Raw genomic sequence first — 18,151 nt, 5'->3', positions numbered from 1 at the left:
AAGTTATTTTTATATTTATTTTCTTAATAATTATATAATTTATTTGAGTTAATTTTTTGTTACTTTTGCAGTATGAACATTATGTTATCAATAGAACGAATTTTAGTCAATAAAGATTGGGCAACTGTATTATTTGTGTTGGCAATTGCAGTTATTGCTCTTAATAAAACTGTTTTTTCTATCAGATTTAATGAGTTTATAAAATTAGGCTATTCAGATAAATATAATAAAGTGTATAAAGACACAAATAATTTATTGAGTTGGTTTACGATTTCTATGTTTGTCATTCAGTTAATTTCATTCTCGTTTTTTATTTTGTTGATGTTGAGTTACTTTAATTATACAAAAATTGATAATTACATTACGTATATTCAAATAGTAACTTTTTTATTTGTTTTTATTTTATCAAAGTTTTTAATAGAAAAAATTATTGGTACAGCGATAAATTCTGAAAGTTTAGTGGATCAGTTTAATCTTATTAAAGTAAATTATAGAGCTTTTTTAGGATTATAATTCTTGGCCAATAAAAGAAGTTTTTTATATTATTCTGAGTGTTTTTTTAATTTATAACGTTTTCACTTATTATTTTCTTGTTAAAACGTATCAAAAGACAATATTAAGCAAATTGTTTTATTTTATTTTATATCTTTGCACCCTTGAAATAGCACCGTATTATTTCATGTATTATTGGGTAACGAAAAATTAGGAATTTTTTAGGTATGTCAAATTTGAAAGTAAAAACGATTTTGGTTTCGCAACCAGAACCTAAAGTGGACAATTCTCCATATCACGATTTGCAAAATAAATTTAAGGTAAAAATTGATTTTAGACCTTTTATTCATATTGAAGGCGTTTCAGCTAAAGAAGTAAGAGCGCAAAAGATTGATTTAAATAATTTTACAGCAATAATATTTACTAGTAAAAATGCTATAGATCATTATTTTAGAGTTGCCGAAGAAATGAGATATAAAATCCCTGAAGATTTAAAATATTTTTGTCAATCGGAAGCAGTTGCGTTTTACTTACAAAAATATGTTGTGTACAGAAAACGAAAAATTTATGTAGGTCAGAAGGATTTTGCGGACTTAGCACCACTTATAAAAAAATATAAAGACGAAAAGTTTTTATTGCCGAATACAGATCAACTGAATCATGATGTACCACAAACCCTTGATGGTTTAAAAGTAGATTGGAAACAAGGAATTTTTTATAAAACTGTAATGAGCGATTTATCTGATCTTAAAGATGTTTATTATGATGTATTGGCATTTTTTAGTCCAACAGGAATAAAATCGTTGTTTAAAAATTTCCCAAATTTTGAGCAAAACAACACTAGAATTGCTGTATTTGGACCAACCACTCAAAAAGAAGCTTTAGATCATGGATTACGAGTTGATATATTAGCGCCAGCTCCTGGAACTCCATCTATGACAGGTGCTTTGGAAAAATATGTTGCGGAAGCAAATAAAGGTAAATAATATTATTATTTATATATTTAAAAAGCGTTCAATTCTGAACGCTTTTTTTGTGATATAAAAAAACGCCTTGATTTACATGACGTTTTAAAAGTAGGTTATTTTTGGTAGTATATTATAATTTAGGACCTGCTTCTACTAAAGCAGCACCTTCTTCATTGTCTGTATATTGTACAAAATTCTTAATAAAACGACTCGCTAAATCTTTAGCTTTTGTATCCCATTCTGAAGCATCGGTATAAGTGTTTCTTGGATCTAAAATTGATGCATCAACATCATGTAAAGCAGTAGGTACTTCAAAATTAAAAACAGGTACAGTAGTAGTGGCTGCTTTTTCAATTGAACCATCTAAAATGGCATCAATTATAGCTCTTGTGTCTTTAATAGATATTCGTTTACCAGTTCCATTCCAACCGGTATTTACCATGTATGCAGTAGCTTTATTTTCCTCCATCTTTTTAACTAACTCTTCCCCGTATTTTGTTGGATGTAAAGTTAAAAAAGCTTTTCCAAAACAAGCTGAAAACGTTGGTTCTGGTTGCGTAACCCCCCTCTCAGTTCCTGCTAATTTTGCTGTAAACCCGGATAAAAAATAATATTTAGTTTGTTCAGGCGTTAATTTTGAAACTGGTGGCATCACCCCAAAAGCATCTGCAGTTAAAAAGATAACTTTATTAGCATGACCTGCTTTTGAAATTGGTTTTACAATATTGTCTATATGATAAATAGGATAAGAAACACGGGTGTTTTGAGTCACAGAACCATCTTTGAAATCTATTTTACCATGGATATCAACGGTAACATTTTCTAGTAAAGCATCTTTTTTTATGGCTTTAAAAATATCAGGTTCGTTTGCTGCACTTAAATCAATAGTTTTTGCATAGCAGCCACCTTCAAAATTAAATACGCCATCATTATCCCAACCATGTTCGTCATCACCAATTAATTCGCGTTTTGGATCCGTTGATAAGGTTGTTTTTCCTGTTCCAGAAAGTCCGAAGAAAACAGCTACATCACCATTTGCACCTTTATTTGCAGAACAATGCATTGATGAAATTCCTTGTAAAGGTAAATAGTAATTCATTAAGGCGAAAAGTCCTTTCTTCATTTCTCCACCATACCAAGTCCCACCAATTAATTGAATTTTTTCAGATAAGTTAAAGGCAACGTACACTTCCGAATTTAATCCGTGTGCAGCGTAGTCTTTAAAAGATGTTTTAGAACCATTCATCACTACAAAATCTGGTTCGCCAAAATTTGCTAATTCTTCTTTGGTTGGTCTGATGAACATATTTGTTACAAAATGCGCTTGCCAAGCCACTTCCATAATGAAACGAACTTTTAATCGCGTATTTTCATTTGCACCACAAAATGCATCTACAACAAAAAGTCTTTTTTCAGATAATTGAGAAGCGGTAGTTTCTTTTAAGGCATTCCAAGTTTCAGTTGAAATAGGTTTATTATCGTTCACAGCTTTTTCAGAATTCCACCAAATGGTATTTTCTGTAGTGCTATCTTTTACTATATATTTGTCTTTAGGAGAACGACCTGTAAATTCACCCGTCATTACATTAACAGCTCCAAGTTCTGTTAATTGTCCTTTTTCATAACCTTTTAGGTTGTCATTTAACTCTTCGTTATAAAGTAAATCGTATGAGGGGTTATATACGATTTCAGTAACATTTTTGATTCCATATTTTTCTAACGAAATCGATTTCGTAAATTGAGCGTAGGTATCCATAAAATTATTAGTTATGTTGCTTTTATTTAAAGTGCAAAATTAAACAATAATTTGACAATTACGCGGTTTCTGTTATTTTTTCGTCAAAATAGCGTAAAATAAATACCCCCAAGAAAGGATAAGAAGTATACCTCCTATTGGTGTTATAGGCCCAATTAGTTTTGTTTTAATTCCAGTTAAGCCATTAGTTGTTAGTACATAAATGGAACCTGAAAAAAATAATACACCCGTTAAAGTTAAATAAAACACAATTGTTTTTTCCTTTAATGTAATAATTTGTGTCGCTCCAATAAATAATAAAAACAACGCGTGATACATTTGATATTTCACACCCGTTTCAAAAGAATTTAATTGTTCAACAGTAAGTGTTTTTTTTAAGGCATGCGCTCCAAAAGCTCCAAATATAATAGCTAAAAAGCCCAAAGTACAAGCTACAAGTAGAATTTTCTTTTCCATAGATAGTGTTTTATCTCTTCACAAATATAATAAACTTAAAACCAAGTTTTTTTATAAATGCTTGTTTTTATTTTTTAGAAATACAACATTTCATTACCTTCGTGTGATATACATAGTAAAATGAGAAAGATATTAATTATAGGAGCAGGTCGATCTGCCTCTTCACTTATAAAATATTTATTAGATAAATCAGAAGCTGAAAATTTGATACTTACAATAGCTGATTTATCCAAAGCATTAGCCAATAAGAAAACGGAAAATCATAAAAATGCGCGTGCCATTTCTTTTGATGTTTGTAATGACGAACAGCGTAAAAAAGAAATTCAACAAGCGGATATTGTAATTTCTATGTTGCCAGCTCATCTTCATGTTGAGGTAGCCAAAGACTGTGTTTTCTATAAAAAAAATATGATTACGGCTTCGTACATTAGTGAAGAAATGAAAAGTTTAGATTCTCAAGCTAAAGAAAACCAAATTGTATTGATGAATGAAATTGGTTTAGATCCAGGAATAGACCACATGAGTGCCATGAAAATTATGGACGAAATTAAAAGTAAAGGCGGAAAAATTATTCTTTTCGAATCTTTTTGTGGAGGATTAGTGGCTCCTGAAAGCGATACCAATTTGTGGAATTATAAATTCACATGGAATCCAAGAAATGTCGTTTTAGCGGGTCAAGGCGGAGCGGCAAAATTCATACAAGAAGGCACTTATAAATACATTCCTTATCATAAATTATTTAGAAGAACCGAATTTTTAGAAGTAGAAGAATTTGGACGATTTGAAGCTTACGCAAACAGAGATTCTTTGAAATATAGAGAGATTTATGGTTTAGAGGCAATAGATACTTGTTATCGTGGAACCATAAGAAGAGTAGGTTTTTCAAAAGCTTGGGACGTTTTTGTGCAATTAGGAATGACAGATGACACCTATATTATTGATGATTCTGAACAAATGAGTAACCGAGATTTTGTGAATTTATTCTTACCTTATCACCCAACGGACTCTGTTGAAATTAAATTCAGACATCAATTAAAAATTGATCAAGACGATGTAATTTGGGACAAACTTTTAGAGTTAGATTTATTTAGTAAATCTGTAGTTACGGGTTTAAAAAATGCCACTCCAGCGCAAATGTTAGAAAAAATACTATCGTATAAATGGACCTTGCAACCAGAAGATAAAGATATGATTGTGATGTATCATAAAATAGGTTACGAAATTAATGGTGAGCAGAAACAAATTGATTCCACGATGGTGTGTTTAGGAGACGATCAAACGTATACTGCGATGGCAAAAACTGTGGGATTACCCGTAGCTATTGCCACGTTAAAAATATTAAATGGCGAGATACAAACAACTGGCGTGCAATTACCAACTGCGAAAGAAGTATATCTTCCAATTTTAGAAGAATTAGAACAGTATGGCGTTGTTTTTAAAGAATTTGACGTGCCTTACTTTGGATACAATTACTATATTTAAATAAAAAAATCCAAATTCCGAGATTGTTTCGAAATTTGGATTTACTATTTAGGTTTTTAAGAATTAATCTCTGGAACCTAATATTCTATAAGCCCAATATAATAAAGAAGCTAATGCACCCAGAGCGGCAACTAAATAGGTTCTGGCAGCCCATTTTAAAGAATCTTCGGCACCAGCATATTCTTCTTGACCTAACATATTTTTGTTTTTCAACCAAGCCAAAGCACGATTACTTGCATCGTATTCAACAGGTAAAGTAATAAAACTAAATGCCGTTGCCACAGCCATTAAAGCCAAACCAGCAACAGCTACGTAAAATCCAATTCCTGATTTTGATGCAAATCCTAAAATAATTCCACCCATAATTAACCATTGCGACATACTTGACGACACATTAACCATTGGTACCATTTTAGAACGCATGGTCAGCCACTCGTAGGCTTGCGCGTGTTGTACGGCGTGTCCAACTTCGTGAGCCGCTACTGCAGCTGCAGCTGCATTTCGTTGATTATATACGGCTTCTGATAAGTTCACTGTTTTGTCAACTGGATTATAATGGTCTGTTAATCTTCCCGGAGTAGAAATAACTTTTACATCACTAATTCCATGATCAGCAAGCATTTTTTCTGCAATTTCGGCACCAGACATACCATTTCTTAAGGTAAGTTTCGAGTAATGTTCAAATTTGCTTTTTAAACGAGAACTCACCAACCAACTAAAAAGAGTAATTGCTCCAATTAAAATCATATAAGGTAAATCAAACATAGTATTTAATTTTAAAAATTTAAAGTTACTAAATAAATATCAAATTATGAGCCAAATTTAAAAAATGACAGTTTGACATTGTTAATTAAAGCACAAAATTTACCCAACCAAATTAATAATTTTGCCTGGAACAATAATCACTTTATTTGGTGTTCTGCCTTGTAATTGTGCTTGTGTGCGTTCGTCTGCCATTACAATTTCTTCAATTTGAGTGGCGGTTAAATCCAAAGGTAACTTAATCGTAAATCGCATTTTTCCATTAAACGAAACTGGATATTCTTTTTCAGATTCAACCAAATATTTTTCTTCAAATTTTGGAAATGCAACTGTTGCAATTGAACCTTCGTGACCTAAACCACTCCATAATTCTTCTGCAATATGTGGCGCATACGGCGAAACTAAAATAGCTAAAGGCTCTAATATAGCACGATGATTACATTTTAATTGTTGCAATTCGTTTACGCAAATCATAAATTGAGATACCGAGGTGTTAAATGAGAAATTCTCGATGTCTTCGGTTACTTTTTTAATGGTTTTATGTAACGATTTATACATTTCTGCCGTAGGTTCATCGTTTATAATAACCGAACCGTTGTCATCAAAATACAAACGCCATAATTTTTTCAAGAATCCAGAAACACCTGTAATTCCTGCCGTGTTCCAAGGTTTAGATTGCTCTAAAGGTCCTAAAAACATTTCGTATAAACGCAGTGTATCGGCTCCGTATTCTTCACAAATATCATCTGGCGAAACTACATTGTATTTTGATTTCGACATTTTTTCGACTTCTCGACCAACAATGTATTTGCCGTCTTCTAAAACGAATTCAGCATTTGCATAATCAACATATAAGGGATGTGCTTTGAATTTTTCTATATTTAATTCGTTCGTAATATCATTAATACAAGATAGATCAACGTGGATTGGATTTACATTTTTACCTTGAATTAATCCTTTTGAATAAAAGGATTTAGAATCTTCACTTCTATACACAAACGCACTCATCCCCAAAATCATTCCCTGATTGATCAGTTTTTTGAATGGTTCTTCGGTTGGCGCATAGCCTCTGTCTTTTAAGAATTTATTCCAAAAACGGGAGTACAATAAATGTCCTGTAGCGTGTTCGCTTCCACCAATGTATAAATCTACGCTTTCCCAATATTTTAAGGCATTTTCGTCAGCAAATGTTTCGGTGTTATACGCATCCATATAACGCATCCAATACCAAGAAGAGCCTGCCCAACCCGGCATCGTGTTCAATTCTAATGGGAAAACTTTTATATTATCTATTAACTGATTACTAACCACTGAACACTGAACACTATCCCAAGCCCAAACCGTTGCGTTTCCTAATGGCGGTTGCCCGTCCTCCGTTGGTAAATACTTTTCTACTTCTGGTAATACAATTGGCAAGTGTTTTTTGTCAATCATTTGTGGCAAGCCATTCACATAATACACTGGAAAAGGTTCGCCCCAATAACGTTGACGAGAGAAAACAGCATCGCGTAAACGGTAATTTACTTTAGCATTTCCTGCTCCTATTTCTTCTAAAGCTTCGATGGCTTTTTTCGTTCCGTTTTTGTAATCTAATCCGTTTAAGAAATCAGAATTTACCAATTCGAATCCGCCTTTTTCACCGTATGCGGCTTCTGAAATATCTTGGTTGAAAATATTTTTTATTTCTGGCATTCCGTGTGTTCCTTTGAAGAAATTCGCGAAAGCATAATCACGTTCATCGCCACAAGGAACCGCCATAACAGCACCTGTTCCATAACCCGCCAAGACATAATCGCCAATCCAAATTGGAATAGGTTCTTTTGTGAAAGGATGTTCGGCATATGTGCCTGTAAATACTCCTGAAATGGTTTTTACATCGGCCATTCTTTCTCTTTCTGAACGTTTTGCTGTGGCTTCTACATAAGCTTCCACCGCTGCTTTTTGTTCTGGAGTAGTAATTTGTGCCACCAATTCGTGTTCGGGTGCTAATGTCATAAATGTTACTCCGAAAATTGTATCGGGTCTTGTCGTAAACACTTCAACTTGAAACTTGGAACCTGAAACTTGAAACTTAACAGTCGCTCCGACTGATTTTCCAATCCAATTTCGTTGTGATTCTTTAATGGATTCACTCCAATCGATATCGTTTAAACCTTGTAATAATCGTTCCGCGTAAGCAGAAATTCGCATACTCCATTGTGTCATTTTCTTACGAACTACGGGATGTCCACCACGTTCTGAAACCCCGTTTACAATTTCGTCATTCGCTAAAACGGTTCCTAATGCAGCACACCAGTTTACTTCGGTTTCGGCTAAATAGGTTAATCTATATTGTAATAAGATTTTTTGTTGTTGTTCGGATGAAAATGAGTTCCATTCTGCTGCTGAAAACGACACGATATTTTCATCGCAAACGGCATTAACTTGCGTATTTCCGTTTTTCTCAAATTCTTGCATTAAGGTGCAAATGCTTTCTGCTTTATCAGAGTTTTTATTGTACCAAGATTCGAATAATTGTATGAAAATCCACTGTGTATGCTTGTAATAGTCTGCATTTGACGTACGAACTTCTCTGCTCCAATCAAACGAAAATCCAATTCTGTCTAATTGTTTTCTATATCCATGAATAACATTTCCCGATTTATCGACACCACCTTCAATATTCATTCGCGTTGTATCTGCAGGATGTTGCCCAGTTTGAATCGCATATTGTTCTGCAGGTAAACCAAATGAATCGTACCCTTGCGGATGCAATACATTAAAACCTTGATGTCTTTTATAACGCGCTACAATATCAGAAGCAATATACCCCAGCGGATGCCCCACGTGTAACCCCGCTCCCGATGGATAAGGGAACATATCTAATACATAGTATTTAGGTTTTTCCGAAGTGTTACTTGCTGCAAAAGTGTTATTTTTTGCCCAATATTGTTGCCATTTGGCTTCGATTTTTTCGTGGAAATATTTCATTTCTATTTTCTATAGTCTATTTTCAGATTTACATTATCGGTTTTAACCGAAAAATAAGGTGCAAATTTACATTTTTATATACTAATGTTAAAACTTTGTTGTTATATTCTGTGTAAACAAAATTTCTTTACTATTTTTACAGCATAATTAGTAAACTTATGGCACAATCATTTGAACAATATCAACGTAGAAGATTAATATCTTCCTATTTTTCAGTAGTTTTTAGTATTTTTTTAGTACTGTTTTTATTAGGAGCATTAGGTTTGTTTGTAATAAATTCTGAAAAAATTTCGAACGATTTTAAAGAAAACATTCCAATGAGTGTTTATTTTAAAGACGAAGCGAATGATACGATTCTAAATGCATTTGATACCGAATTGAAAAATTCAAAATTTATCAAATCGTACGATTTTGTAACCAAAGCCGAAGCGGCTAAAAACAATCCAGATATTGTTGGGAAAGATTTTATGGAGTTTTTAGGATTTAATCCGTTACAAAATTCTTTTGATATTCATTTAAAAAGTGATTATGTAACCAAAGAAGAAATTAAAAAAATTGAAAATAATTTTAAAAGAAATGGCAATATTTCTGACATTATTTACGATAAAGAATTAGTAGAATTGGTTAACGAAAATGTTTCTGAAATTAGCTTTTGGATATTAATTATAAGTACGGTTTTAACTTTTGTGGCAATGCTATTAATTAACGGTTCGATTCGTTTGTCGGTTTACTCACATCGATTTACCATAAAAACGATGCAAATGGTTGGTGCCACAAAAACATTTATCAGAAAGCCATTTATTAAAACAAGTATTTTATTAGGGATAATTGGTGCCGTTTTAGCGATTATTGGATTGTTGTTTTTAGCTTTTTACATTGATGGTTTATTTCCAACTTTAGGAATTGCAAAAGACTATGCATCTATTGCTATCGTTGCTTTTGGTGTATTGTTAATTGGGATTATTATTACTTGGTTGAGTACCTATTTTGCAACCACTCGTTTCTTGAATTTAAGAACGGACGATTTGTATTAATCTAGAGAAAAGGAATTAGTAAATAGTGAATAGCATTTTATAAAATTTATATGAAAGAAAATACTAAAAAGCCAGAATTTTTATTCAGTGCTACCAATTATAAAATATTAATTATCGGATTAGTGGTTATTGCTTTAGGATTCATTTTAATGAGTGGTGGTGCCAACGAAAATCCAAATGTATTTAATGAAGACGTATATAGCTTCAGAAGAATAAGATTAGCACCAACGGTTGTATTAATCGGATTCGGAATTACAATTTATTCTATTCTTAAAAAAAGTAAATAGTAAGTAGTGATAAGTAATTAGCTAAACCTATTTTACTAATCACTATTAACTTTTCACTAGTCACTTTCAAATGGATTTACTTCAAGCTATAATTATTGCCATTATTGAAGGCATAACAGAATATTTACCAGTTTCTTCTACAGGACATATGATTTTTGCCAGTTCTTATTTCGGAATTGAAAAAGAAGAATTTGTAAAATTATTTCAGGTTTCTATACAATTTGGAGCCATTTTGGCAGTTGTAGTTTTATATTGGAAAAAGTTTTTTGATTTTTCGAAGTTGCAATTCTTCATCAAATTGGCTTGTGCAGTTGTTCCTGCTTTAATTTTAGGAAAATTATTTGATGATAAAATTGAAGACGTTTTAGAACATCCTACACCTATTGCGATTGTATTAATTATTGGAGGAATAATTTTATTATTCGTAGATAGATTTTTTCAAAATCCAACCATTCATAAAGAAGAAGATATTACCATAAAAAAAGCAGTTACTATTGGCTTTTGGCAATGTCTGGCTATGATGCCAGGCACAAGCAGAAGTGCAGCAAGTATCATTGGAGGCATGCAACAAGGGCTTAGTCGTCAAGCGGCTGCGGAATTTTCTTTCTTTTTAGCCGTGCCAACAATGTTAGCGGTTACTTGTTATTCGGTGTTTTTGAAAACGTATGATAAAAGTGGTTTAAAAGGTTTTGAGTTAATTCTGAAAACAGAAGACAATACTAAAATGTTTATAATTGGAAATTTAGTTGCCTTTGTAGTAGCAGTTTTAGCTATTAAATTTTTCATTGAAATCATTAAAAAATACGGATTTAAACCTTGGGGTTGGTACAGAATTATAGCAGGAATTCTATTGTTAGCTTACTTTAATTTATACAAATAATGAAAGCAGAAGACTACCAAGAAGGACAAATTTTATTGATTGATAAACCACTTAAATGGTCGTCTTTTCAAGCCGTAAATAAATTAAAATTCGGTCTAATAAAAGAATTAAAATTACCCAAAAAATTCAAAATTGGTCACGCGGGAACTTTAGATCCATTGGCTTCTGGATTATTACTAATTTGTACAGGAAAATTCACAAAAAGAATAGAAGAATTACAAGGTCAAGCTAAAGAATATACTGGAACTATTACGGTTGGCTCCACAACACCTTCATACGATTTAGAAACAGAAATTAACGCCACGTTTCCAACGGAACATATTACAGAAGCTTTAATTAACGAAACGTTACCGCAATTTATAGGTGAAATAGATCAAAAACCTCCTGTTTTTTCAGCCATTAAAAAAGACGGAAAAAGGTTGTACGAATCAGCTCGTGCGGGTATAGAAGTGGAAATAAAAACCAGAAAAGTATCAGTTTCTGAATTTGAAATTACCAGAATTGCCTTACCCGAAATAGATTTCAGAATTGTATGTAGTAAAGGAACGTACATTCGCTCCATCGCATACGATTTTGGTTTGGCTCTTAATTCTGGAGGCCATTTAACGGCACTTCGTAGAACAAAAATCGGTGATTATTCGGTGGGAAACGCCACGGAACCGGAGGCTTTTATTGAAGGATTGCAACAATCTCTTTCATTGTAGAAATTCCTTTATCATCTAAATACCATTTTTGTAACGCCGTTTTTGCAGCTTCATCCACAATTCCGTGGTTTGCTTTATACTCGATAATTAAATTTTTTGCGCCTTCTGGTCTTGGTCCCCAATGATTTATTAAGTTAAATGATTCATCTAAAACTAATAATTTTGGTATGGATTTAGCCCCATTGGTTAAAAACAGATGGATTAATTCTTCATTTTCATCACGAAAAACTAATTTCAAATCTATATTTTCAGAAGCTTCAGATATTAATTTGATAATTGGTAAAATCTGAGCGGCATCGCCACACCAGCCTTCTGAAATCACTAACCAAGTTTGTTTAGATTTTAAATTTTGTAGCGTTTTTTCTACTTCGGGATCTAATTTTAGTGTTTTTTCTAAACGTTTCATGCGAACTTCATTCAATTCCGAATAGTGTAATAAATCGGCACTTTGTTCCTTTCCTGTCGATTTCCCTTCGCTAATTAATTTCGAAACAATAATTCGATATTCAGTATATGAATGACTATTTTGTAAAGCAGATTGGATGATAGATTTCATAACGGATGAATTGTTTTTACAAATTTAAAAATAAATTATGAGCAATTGTGTATTATATGTTACACAGAATTGGAGTTTCTAAATTAAATTGTTTTTTTGATTGCAGATAATAATTATATTTGCATCACTAAAAACAACACCATGAGTTACAAAAGAATCCTTCTTAAATTAAGCGGAGAAGCCTTAATGGGCGAAAGACAGTACGGAATTGATCCGAAAACTTTAGCAGATTATGCTTCAGAAATCAAGCAAATTCACGATCAAGGTGTAGAAATTGCCATTGTTATTGGCGGTGGAAATATTTTTAGAGGTGTAGCAGGTGCAAGTAACGGAATGGATAGAGTACAAGGCGATTATATGGGAATGTTAGCTACAGTTATTAACGGAATGGCATTACAAGGCGCTTTAGAAGATGCTGGAATGCCAACACGATTACAAACTGCATTAAAAATTGAAGCTATTGCAGAACCTTACATCAAAAGAAGAGCTACAAGACACTTAGAAAAAGGCAGAATTGTAATTTTTGGTGCAGGAACTGGAAATCCATATTTTACGACTGATACAGCTGCCGTTTTAAGAGGAATTGAAGTAAATTGCGATGTTATTTTAAAAGGAACTCGCGTGGATGGGGTGTATACAGCCGATCCTGAAAAAGACCCGAGCGCCGTGAAATATGACACCATTACTTTTGATGATGTGTTAGCAAAAGGATTAAATGTAATGGATACGACAGCTTTCACATTGAGCCAAGAAAATAAATTGCCAATTATTGTTTTTGATATGAATAAGAAAGGCAATTTGGCAAAAATTTGTAACGGAGAAACAGTAGGAACAACAGTGACAATTTAATTACGAATTTGGAATTTATTATATTGGAATTTTAAAATAAATAAAATGACAGAAGAAATTAACTTTATTATTGATAGCGCAAAAGAATCTATGAATGGATCGGTAGCGCATTTAGAAAAAGAATTTTTAAACATTAGAGCAGGAAAAGCATCTCCGCAAATGTTAGGAAGTGTTTTTGTAGATTATTATGGGGCACAAACGGCATTGGCACAAGTGGCAAATGTTGTAGCTGTGGATGCCAGAACTTTAACAGTAACACCCTGGGAAAAAGCGATGTTACAACCTATTGAAAAAGCGATTATGATTGCTAATTTAGGGTTAAATCCAATGAATAATGGAGATAATATTATCATTAGTATTCCCGCTTTAACAGAAGACAGAAGACGCGAATTAGTAAAACAAGCTAAAGCAGAAGCAGAAGATGCCAAAGTAGGTATTAGAAATGCCAGAAAAGATGCCAATAGCGATATCAAAAAAGAAGAAAAAGACGGAACATCTGAAGACATCTGTAAAGTTGCGGAAGATTCCGTACAAAAACTAACAGATGCTTTTATTAAGAAAATTGATGAAATTTTTGTAGCTAAAGAAGCTGAAATAATGAAAGTTTAATAATAAATAACTTTCAATATTTAAAAATCCAAATTCCAATATGTAATAGGAATTTGGATTTTTTATTTCATTTTCTCTATCAGAGTTTTCAAATAAACCTTCATATCTAAAAACTCAAAATCAATAGCGGTTTTAATTTTATTTGTATCGTGAATTTCTATATTATATAATGCGTTTATGGCTGCTTTTGTAAGCATTCGTTTTCTGAAAAATAAGGTTGTAAAAATAAACTCAAAGATTCGAATAATTTGTAATTGCCATTTCTTTATTTCAAATTTTGGTTTTTTTATTTTATTGGCTGAGGTGTTCGTAGCCAAACTATCTGCAATGCTATCAAATAATTCTTTGTAAGTTACATCTTCGGCAACTAAAATAAAGCGTTCGCCAGAAATGGTGCTTTTCATTAAAGTCGTCATCGCTTTTACAACATCTTCTACAGCTACAATTCCAAGTTTACCTTGCGTATAAAATAATTGTCCGTCTTTAACATTTTTGATAAATAAAGAACTGCCTTCTGTTGGAAATCCGTACCCAAAAATTACACCCGGATTAACAATTACTACTTCCAAACCTTCTTGAAACCCACGCCAAACTTCCATTTCTGCGCCAAATTTCGAAATAGAATAATCGCTTCTTACGACTTCATTGTTTCTTTCAGTTTCTTCATTTAGTATTAAATTATATTCTGTTCCGTTTCCTAAAGCCGAAATTGAACTTACATAGCACAATTTTTTTACATCTGAATATAAGCAACAATTCACAACATTTGCGGTTCCAATTATATTATTTTGATAAAGTTTCTCTTCGTCTTTCGGATTAAAAGAAACCAACGCCGCACAATGATATACATAAGAAACGTTAGTAAAAGCAGTTTCAAGAGCAGGAATATCTAAAATATCGGCATTAACCCAATCGATTTTTTCAAATTCCGAAAGCTTATTTTCTTTTTCGAATAATTTTTTAACGTGCAGAAGTCTTTTCTCCGATCTAAATATTGCACGAATGGTATTCTCTTCTTGAGAAAGTTGCAATAATAAATGAAAACCAACTAAACCTGTTCCGCCTGTGACTAATATCATTTTGTAAAATTAGTGAAAAATTGAAATAATCTGTAGCTTCTAATAAAGAAAAGCCATTAAAATTTATCTAAAATTCGCATTTCTAAAACTCAAAAATTCGCCCTATATTTGCATTTTAAATGAATATTTGGAGATTATGAAGCACATTAGAATTATAGATTTATTAGAAAACACAAAAACGTTACAAGAAGTAAACGCAAAAGGTTGGGTAAGAACGTTTAGAAACAATCAGTTTGTAGCGTTAAATGATGGCTCTACGCTTAATAATATTCAGTGTGTGGTTGATTTTGAAAACACACCTGAAGAAACCTTAAAACGTATTACTACAGGTGCAGCAATTTCTGTGACTGGAACTTTGGTGGAAAGTCAAGGTGCTGGACAAAAAGTAGAAATCCAAGTAACTAAGCTTGAAATTTTAGGCGATTCTGATGCGGAAAAATTCCCAATACAACCCAAAAATAAACCAAGTTTAGACTTTTTAAGAGAAAATGCACACTTGCGTACCCGAACAAATATGTTTGGTGCAATAATGCGTGTACGTTCTACATTGTCTTTCGCGGTGCATAAGTATTTTCAAGAAAAAGGATTTGTGTATGTAAATACGCCAATTATTACAGGTTCTGATGCAGAAGGTGCTGGAGAAATGTTTCAAGTTTCGGCTTTGCCTTTTGATAACACACCAAGAACAGAAGACGGTAAAGTAAATTATAAAGAAGACTTTTTTGGGAAACAAACCAATCTTACGGTTTCTGGGCAATTAGAGGCAGAAACGTATGCCATGTCTTTAGGGCAAGTGTATACTTTCGGACCTACTTTTCGTGCGGAAAATTCAAATACATCACGTCATTTAGCCGAATTTTGGATGATTGAGCCAGAAGTAGCTTTCAATGATTTGGCTGCAAATATGGATTTAGCTGAAGATTTTATTCAAAATGTAATTAAATACACGTTAGATAAATGTCCTGAAGATTTAAAGTTTTTAGAAAATCGTTTATTAGAAGAAGAAAAAAACAAACCACAAGCGGAACGTAGCGAAATGGCTTTGTTAGAAAAATTAAATTTTGTTTTAGAGAATAATTTCAAACGTGTTTCATATACTGAAGCTATTGATATTCTTAAAAATTCGAAACCAAATAAAAATAAAAAATTCCAATATTTAATTGACGAATGGGGTGCCGATTTACAATCAGAACACGAACGTTTCTTAGTAGAAAAACATTTTAAATGTCCTGTGATTTTATTCGATTATCCTGCTAAAATTAAAGCATTTTATATGCGATTAAATGACGGAACCGAACCAGGAAAAGAAACTGTTCGCGCTATGGATATTTTATTTCCAGGCATTGGCGAAATTGTTGGAGGTTCTCAACGTGAAGAACGTTTAGACGTTTTAATTGAAAAAATGAAAGCATTAGGTATTGACGAAGAAGAATTATGGTGGTATTTAGACACCAGAAGATTCGGTTCAGCGGTGCATTCAGGTTTCGGATTAGGTTTTGAAAGATTGGTGTTGTTTGTTACGGGTATGACTAACATTCGCGACGTAATTCCTTTTCCACGAACACCAGATAACGCTGAATTTTAAAAATAGTTTAGAAGTTTAAAAATTTTATAAGTTTAGAAGGTTTATACACAATGCCTTTTAAACTTATAAACGATTAAACACATAAACCAAAAAGACAATATGCTTAAACACAGTTTAAATTTCAAATTATCGCAAAAATTATCGCCTCAACAAATTCAGTTGATGAAGTTGATTCAATTGCCTACGCAAGCTTTTGAACAACGTTTGCAAGAGGAAATGGTTGAAAACCCAGCTTTAGAAGGAAGTTTAGATGACAATAACGAATCATTAGATGATTATAATGATTCTTCAAATGATGAGGATGGTTATGATGATTACGATAACGACCAAATTGATACTGGCGATATTAATATTGATGAATATTTAAGCAACGACGATACGCCAGATTATAAATATCAAAGTAATAATTATAGCGATGATGACGAAGATAGGACATTGCCTATGGCGGCACAAATTAGTTTTCATCAAGATTTAATTAATCAATTAAACACCTTTATTCTTTCAGAAAACGATAGAGAAATTGCTGAATTTTTAGTAGGAAGCATTGAAGATTCTGGTTATATTAGAAGAACCATTCAGGATATCGTTGACGATATGGCGTTTACGCAAGGGATCTATACTGACGAGAAATCAGTTGAAAAAGTATTACATATCGTACAACAATTAGAGCCTTCTGGAGTTGGTGCAAGAGATTTACAAGAATGTTTATTGATCCAATTAAAACACAAAACACCTACAGAATCGGTAAATTTAGCTATTGCTTTAATTGACAAACAATTTGACGCGTTTACTAAAAAACATTACGATAAACTATTGCAAAAATTCGATTGTTCTAAAGACCAATTAAAGAAAGCGATTGAAGAAATTGAAAAATTAAATCCAAAACCGGGTGGAAGTTACGATAGCAATAGTAGGATTGTTGAACACGTAGTGCCTGATTTTACCATTCGTATTGTAGATGGCGAATTAGAATTGCTTTTGAACGGAAGAAACGCGCCTGAATTACATGTGTCAAAAGACTATCAAGAAATGCTCCAAACGTATAAAGTTTCCAGCGACAAGTCTAATTCACAGAAAGACGCAGTACAGTTTATTAAACAAAAATTAGATTCTGCTAAATGGTTTATTGACGCCATAAAACAACGTCAGGAAACCTTATTTGTTACGATGAATGCGATTATGTATTTTCAACAAGAATACTTTTTAGAAGGCGAAGAATCTAAGTTAAAACCGATGATTCTAAAAGATATTGCTGATATGATTGGTTTGGATATTTCTACAATTTCACGAGTGGCAAATAGTAAATATGTTGACACCCCTTACGGAACGAAACTAATTAAAGAATTCTTTTCTGAAGCGATGAAAAACGATCAAGGGGAAGATGTTTCTACCATTGAAATCAAAAATATTTTAGAACGTGTAATCGCTGAAGAAGATAAAAGTAAACCCTTACCTGATGAAGATTTAGCAGCAATTCTTAAAGAAAAAGGATTTCCTATAGCAAGAAGAACTATTGCTAAATACCGAGAACAATTAGATATTCCGGTAGCCAGATTGAGAAAAAAAATGTAACTTTTCTAAACTTTCAAAACCGCTTCCATTGCATATAAAATATCTTTTAAAACCATTTTCATATATTTTTCATCCCATTTTTATTTCTATCTATGGGGCAATTTTATATT

General features: G+C 32.5%; 18 protein-coding genes. 12 read left to right on the top strand and 6 right to left on the bottom strand.

Annotated elements, in window-relative coordinates; translation table 11 throughout:
• The first annotated feature begins 81 nt into the window (after window positions 1–81).
• The 3 genes from ACIQZ1_RS00415 to ACIQZ1_RS00405 are packed head-to-tail and all read left to right on the top strand — an operon-like array spanning window position 82 to window position 1,478.
• Complete coding sequence (locus ACIQZ1_RS00415) at window positions 82–513, top strand: DUF4271 domain-containing protein (RefSeq protein WP_396157977.1); 432 nt, start codon at window positions 82–84, stop codon at window positions 511–513.
• A 10-nt stretch (window positions 514–523) separates the two neighbouring features.
• Window positions 524–706 (top strand): DUF4271 domain-containing protein, encoded by a 183-nt coding sequence (locus ACIQZ1_RS00410; RefSeq protein WP_396158039.1) that lies wholly within the window; start codon window positions 524–526, stop codon window positions 704–706.
• 22 nt (window positions 707–728) lie between these two features.
• Window positions 729–1,478 carry a uroporphyrinogen-III synthase gene (locus tag ACIQZ1_RS00405; RefSeq protein WP_396158037.1) on the top strand — a complete coding sequence of 250 codons (750 nt, stop codon included), beginning with the start codon at window positions 729–731 and terminating at the stop codon, window positions 1,476–1,478.
• A gap of 112 nt (window positions 1,479–1,590) precedes the next feature.
• Here ACIQZ1_RS00405 and pckA read toward each other — a convergent pair whose 3' ends face one another.
• A complete protein-coding gene (gene pckA / locus ACIQZ1_RS00400; protein WP_396157975.1) occupies window positions 1,591–3,216 on the bottom strand; it encodes a phosphoenolpyruvate carboxykinase (ATP) in 1,626 nt (541 codons plus the stop codon).
• A gap of 72 nt (window positions 3,217–3,288) precedes the next feature.
• Window positions 3,289–3,672, bottom strand: a complete 384-nt coding sequence (locus tag ACIQZ1_RS00395) for a DUF423 domain-containing protein (protein WP_396157973.1) — start codon at window positions 3,670–3,672, stop codon at window positions 3,289–3,291.
• A 120-nt stretch (window positions 3,673–3,792) separates the two neighbouring features.
• On the opposite strand from ACIQZ1_RS00395, the gene ACIQZ1_RS00390 reads away from it, so the two are divergent.
• Window positions 3,793–5,154, top strand: a complete 1,362-nt coding sequence (locus ACIQZ1_RS00390; RefSeq protein ID WP_396157971.1) for a saccharopine dehydrogenase family protein — start codon at window positions 3,793–3,795, stop codon at window positions 5,152–5,154.
• Window positions 5,155–5,217: 63 nt separating this feature from the next.
• On the opposite strand, the gene ACIQZ1_RS00385 is transcribed toward ACIQZ1_RS00390, so the two are convergent.
• Window positions 5,218–5,919: a zinc metallopeptidase gene (locus ACIQZ1_RS00385; protein ID WP_396157969.1), complete on the bottom strand. Its 702-nt coding sequence runs from the start codon at window positions 5,917–5,919 to the stop codon at window positions 5,218–5,220.
• Window positions 5,920–6,018: 99 nt separating this feature from the next.
• Window positions 6,019–8,886, bottom strand: coding sequence for a leucine--tRNA ligase (leuS, locus tag ACIQZ1_RS00380; RefSeq protein ID WP_396157967.1), 2,868 nt, complete (start codon window positions 8,884–8,886; stop codon window positions 6,019–6,021).
• 158 nt (window positions 8,887–9,044) lie between these two features.
• Between leuS and ACIQZ1_RS00375 the strand changes: the two genes are divergently transcribed.
• The 4 genes from ACIQZ1_RS00375 to truB all read left to right on the top strand — a co-directional run bounded on the left by ACIQZ1_RS00375 (window position 9,045) and on the right by truB (window position 11,791).
• A complete protein-coding gene (locus ACIQZ1_RS00375; protein ID WP_396157965.1) occupies window positions 9,045–9,920 on the top strand; it encodes a cell division protein FtsX in 876 nt (291 codons plus the stop codon).
• Window positions 9,921–9,970: 50 nt separating this feature from the next.
• Window positions 9,971–10,207, top strand: a complete 237-nt coding sequence (locus ACIQZ1_RS00370) for a DUF3098 domain-containing protein (protein WP_396157964.1) — start codon at window positions 9,971–9,973, stop codon at window positions 10,205–10,207.
• A gap of 70 nt (window positions 10,208–10,277) precedes the next feature.
• On the top strand, window positions 10,278–11,087 hold the full coding sequence (locus ACIQZ1_RS00365) for an undecaprenyl-diphosphate phosphatase (protein WP_396157963.1): 810 nt from the start codon (window positions 10,278–10,280) through the stop codon (window positions 11,085–11,087).
• A complete protein-coding gene (gene truB / locus ACIQZ1_RS00360) occupies window positions 11,087–11,791 on the top strand; it encodes a tRNA pseudouridine(55) synthase TruB (protein WP_396157961.1) in 705 nt (234 codons plus the stop codon). Before ACIQZ1_RS00365 ends, truB begins: the two co-directional genes overlap by 1 nt.
• On the opposite strand, the gene ACIQZ1_RS00355 is transcribed toward truB, so the two are convergent.
• Window positions 11,757–12,347 carry a thioredoxin family protein gene (locus tag ACIQZ1_RS00355; protein ID WP_396157959.1) on the bottom strand — a complete coding sequence of 197 codons (591 nt, stop codon included), beginning with the start codon at window positions 12,345–12,347 and terminating at the stop codon, window positions 11,757–11,759. The two genes, truB and ACIQZ1_RS00355, sit on opposite strands and share 35 nt — an antisense overlap.
• 141 nt (window positions 12,348–12,488) lie before the next feature.
• Between ACIQZ1_RS00355 and pyrH the strand changes: the two genes are divergently transcribed.
• Both pyrH and frr read left to right on the top strand, forming a co-directional pair.
• Window positions 12,489–13,196 carry a UMP kinase gene (gene pyrH, locus ACIQZ1_RS00350; protein ID WP_396157957.1) on the top strand — a complete coding sequence of 236 codons (708 nt, stop codon included), beginning with the start codon at window positions 12,489–12,491 and terminating at the stop codon, window positions 13,194–13,196.
• 45 nt (window positions 13,197–13,241) lie between these two features.
• Window positions 13,242–13,805 (top strand): ribosome recycling factor, encoded by a 564-nt coding sequence (gene frr / locus ACIQZ1_RS00345; protein ID WP_396157955.1) that lies wholly within the window; start codon window positions 13,242–13,244, stop codon window positions 13,803–13,805.
• 62 nt (window positions 13,806–13,867) lie between these two features.
• Here frr and ACIQZ1_RS00340 read toward each other — a convergent pair whose 3' ends face one another.
• Window positions 13,868–14,884, bottom strand: coding sequence for an NAD-dependent epimerase/dehydratase family protein (locus ACIQZ1_RS00340; RefSeq protein WP_396157953.1), 1,017 nt, complete (start codon window positions 14,882–14,884; stop codon window positions 13,868–13,870).
• A 136-nt stretch (window positions 14,885–15,020) separates the two neighbouring features.
• Here ACIQZ1_RS00340 and asnS point away from each other — a divergent pair, with 136 nt between their 5' ends.
• Both asnS and rpoN read left to right on the top strand, forming a co-directional pair.
• The gene (gene asnS, locus ACIQZ1_RS00335; protein ID WP_396157951.1) at window positions 15,021–16,469 is read left to right on the top strand and encodes an asparagine--tRNA ligase; all 1,449 of its coding nucleotides are present in this window, start codon (window positions 15,021–15,023) and stop codon (window positions 16,467–16,469) included.
• Window positions 16,470–16,568: 99 nt separating this feature from the next.
• Entirely contained in the window at window positions 16,569–18,041 is a 1,473-nt protein-coding gene (rpoN, locus tag ACIQZ1_RS00330; RefSeq protein ID WP_396157949.1) for an RNA polymerase factor sigma-54, read from the top strand.
• The last annotated feature ends 110 nt before the right edge of the window (window positions 18,042–18,151 follow it).

Origin of the sequence: Flavobacterium sp., assembly GCF_044341185.1 — a bacterium.
Taxonomy (GTDB): Bacteria; Bacteroidota; Bacteroidia; order Flavobacteriales; family Flavobacteriaceae; genus Flavobacterium.
The sequence above is the reverse complement of the archived record's forward strand: the minus strand, read 5'-3'. Positions and strand labels throughout refer to the sequence as shown.

Coding starts and splice junctions, on each gene's coding strand:
- ACIQZ1_RS00415 (WP_396157977.1), top strand. CDS start 82: ATGTTATCAATAGAACGAATTTTAGTCAATAAAGATTGGGCAACTGTA.
- pckA (WP_396157975.1), bottom strand. CDS start 3,216: ATGGATACCTACGCTCAATTTACGAAATCGATTTCGTTAGAAAAATAT.
- ACIQZ1_RS00395 (WP_396157973.1), bottom strand. CDS start 3,672: ATGGAAAAGAAAATTCTACTTGTAGCTTGTACTTTGGGCTTTTTAGCT.
- ACIQZ1_RS00390 (WP_396157971.1), top strand. CDS start 3,793: ATGAGAAAGATATTAATTATAGGAGCAGGTCGATCTGCCTCTTCACTT.
- ACIQZ1_RS00385 (WP_396157969.1), bottom strand. CDS start 5,919: ATGTTTGATTTACCTTATATGATTTTAATTGGAGCAATTACTCTTTTT.
- leuS (WP_396157967.1), bottom strand. CDS start 8,886: ATGAAATATTTCCACGAAAAAATCGAAGCCAAATGGCAACAATATTGG.
- ACIQZ1_RS00375 (WP_396157965.1), top strand. CDS start 9,045: ATGGCACAATCATTTGAACAATATCAACGTAGAAGATTAATATCTTCC.
- ACIQZ1_RS00370 (WP_396157964.1), top strand. CDS start 9,971: ATGAAAGAAAATACTAAAAAGCCAGAATTTTTATTCAGTGCTACCAAT.
- ACIQZ1_RS00365 (WP_396157963.1), top strand. CDS start 10,278: ATGGATTTACTTCAAGCTATAATTATTGCCATTATTGAAGGCATAACA.
- truB (WP_396157961.1), top strand. CDS start 11,087: ATGAAAGCAGAAGACTACCAAGAAGGACAAATTTTATTGATTGATAAA.
- ACIQZ1_RS00355 (WP_396157959.1), bottom strand. CDS start 12,347: ATGAAATCTATCATCCAATCTGCTTTACAAAATAGTCATTCATATACT.
- pyrH (WP_396157957.1), top strand. CDS start 12,489: ATGAGTTACAAAAGAATCCTTCTTAAATTAAGCGGAGAAGCCTTAATG.
- frr (WP_396157955.1), top strand. CDS start 13,242: ATGACAGAAGAAATTAACTTTATTATTGATAGCGCAAAAGAATCTATG.
- ACIQZ1_RS00340 (WP_396157953.1), bottom strand. CDS start 14,884: ATGATATTAGTCACAGGCGGAACAGGTTTAGTTGGTTTTCATTTATTA.
- asnS (WP_396157951.1), top strand. CDS start 15,021: ATGAAGCACATTAGAATTATAGATTTATTAGAAAACACAAAAACGTTA.
- rpoN (WP_396157949.1), top strand. CDS start 16,569: ATGCTTAAACACAGTTTAAATTTCAAATTATCGCAAAAATTATCGCCT.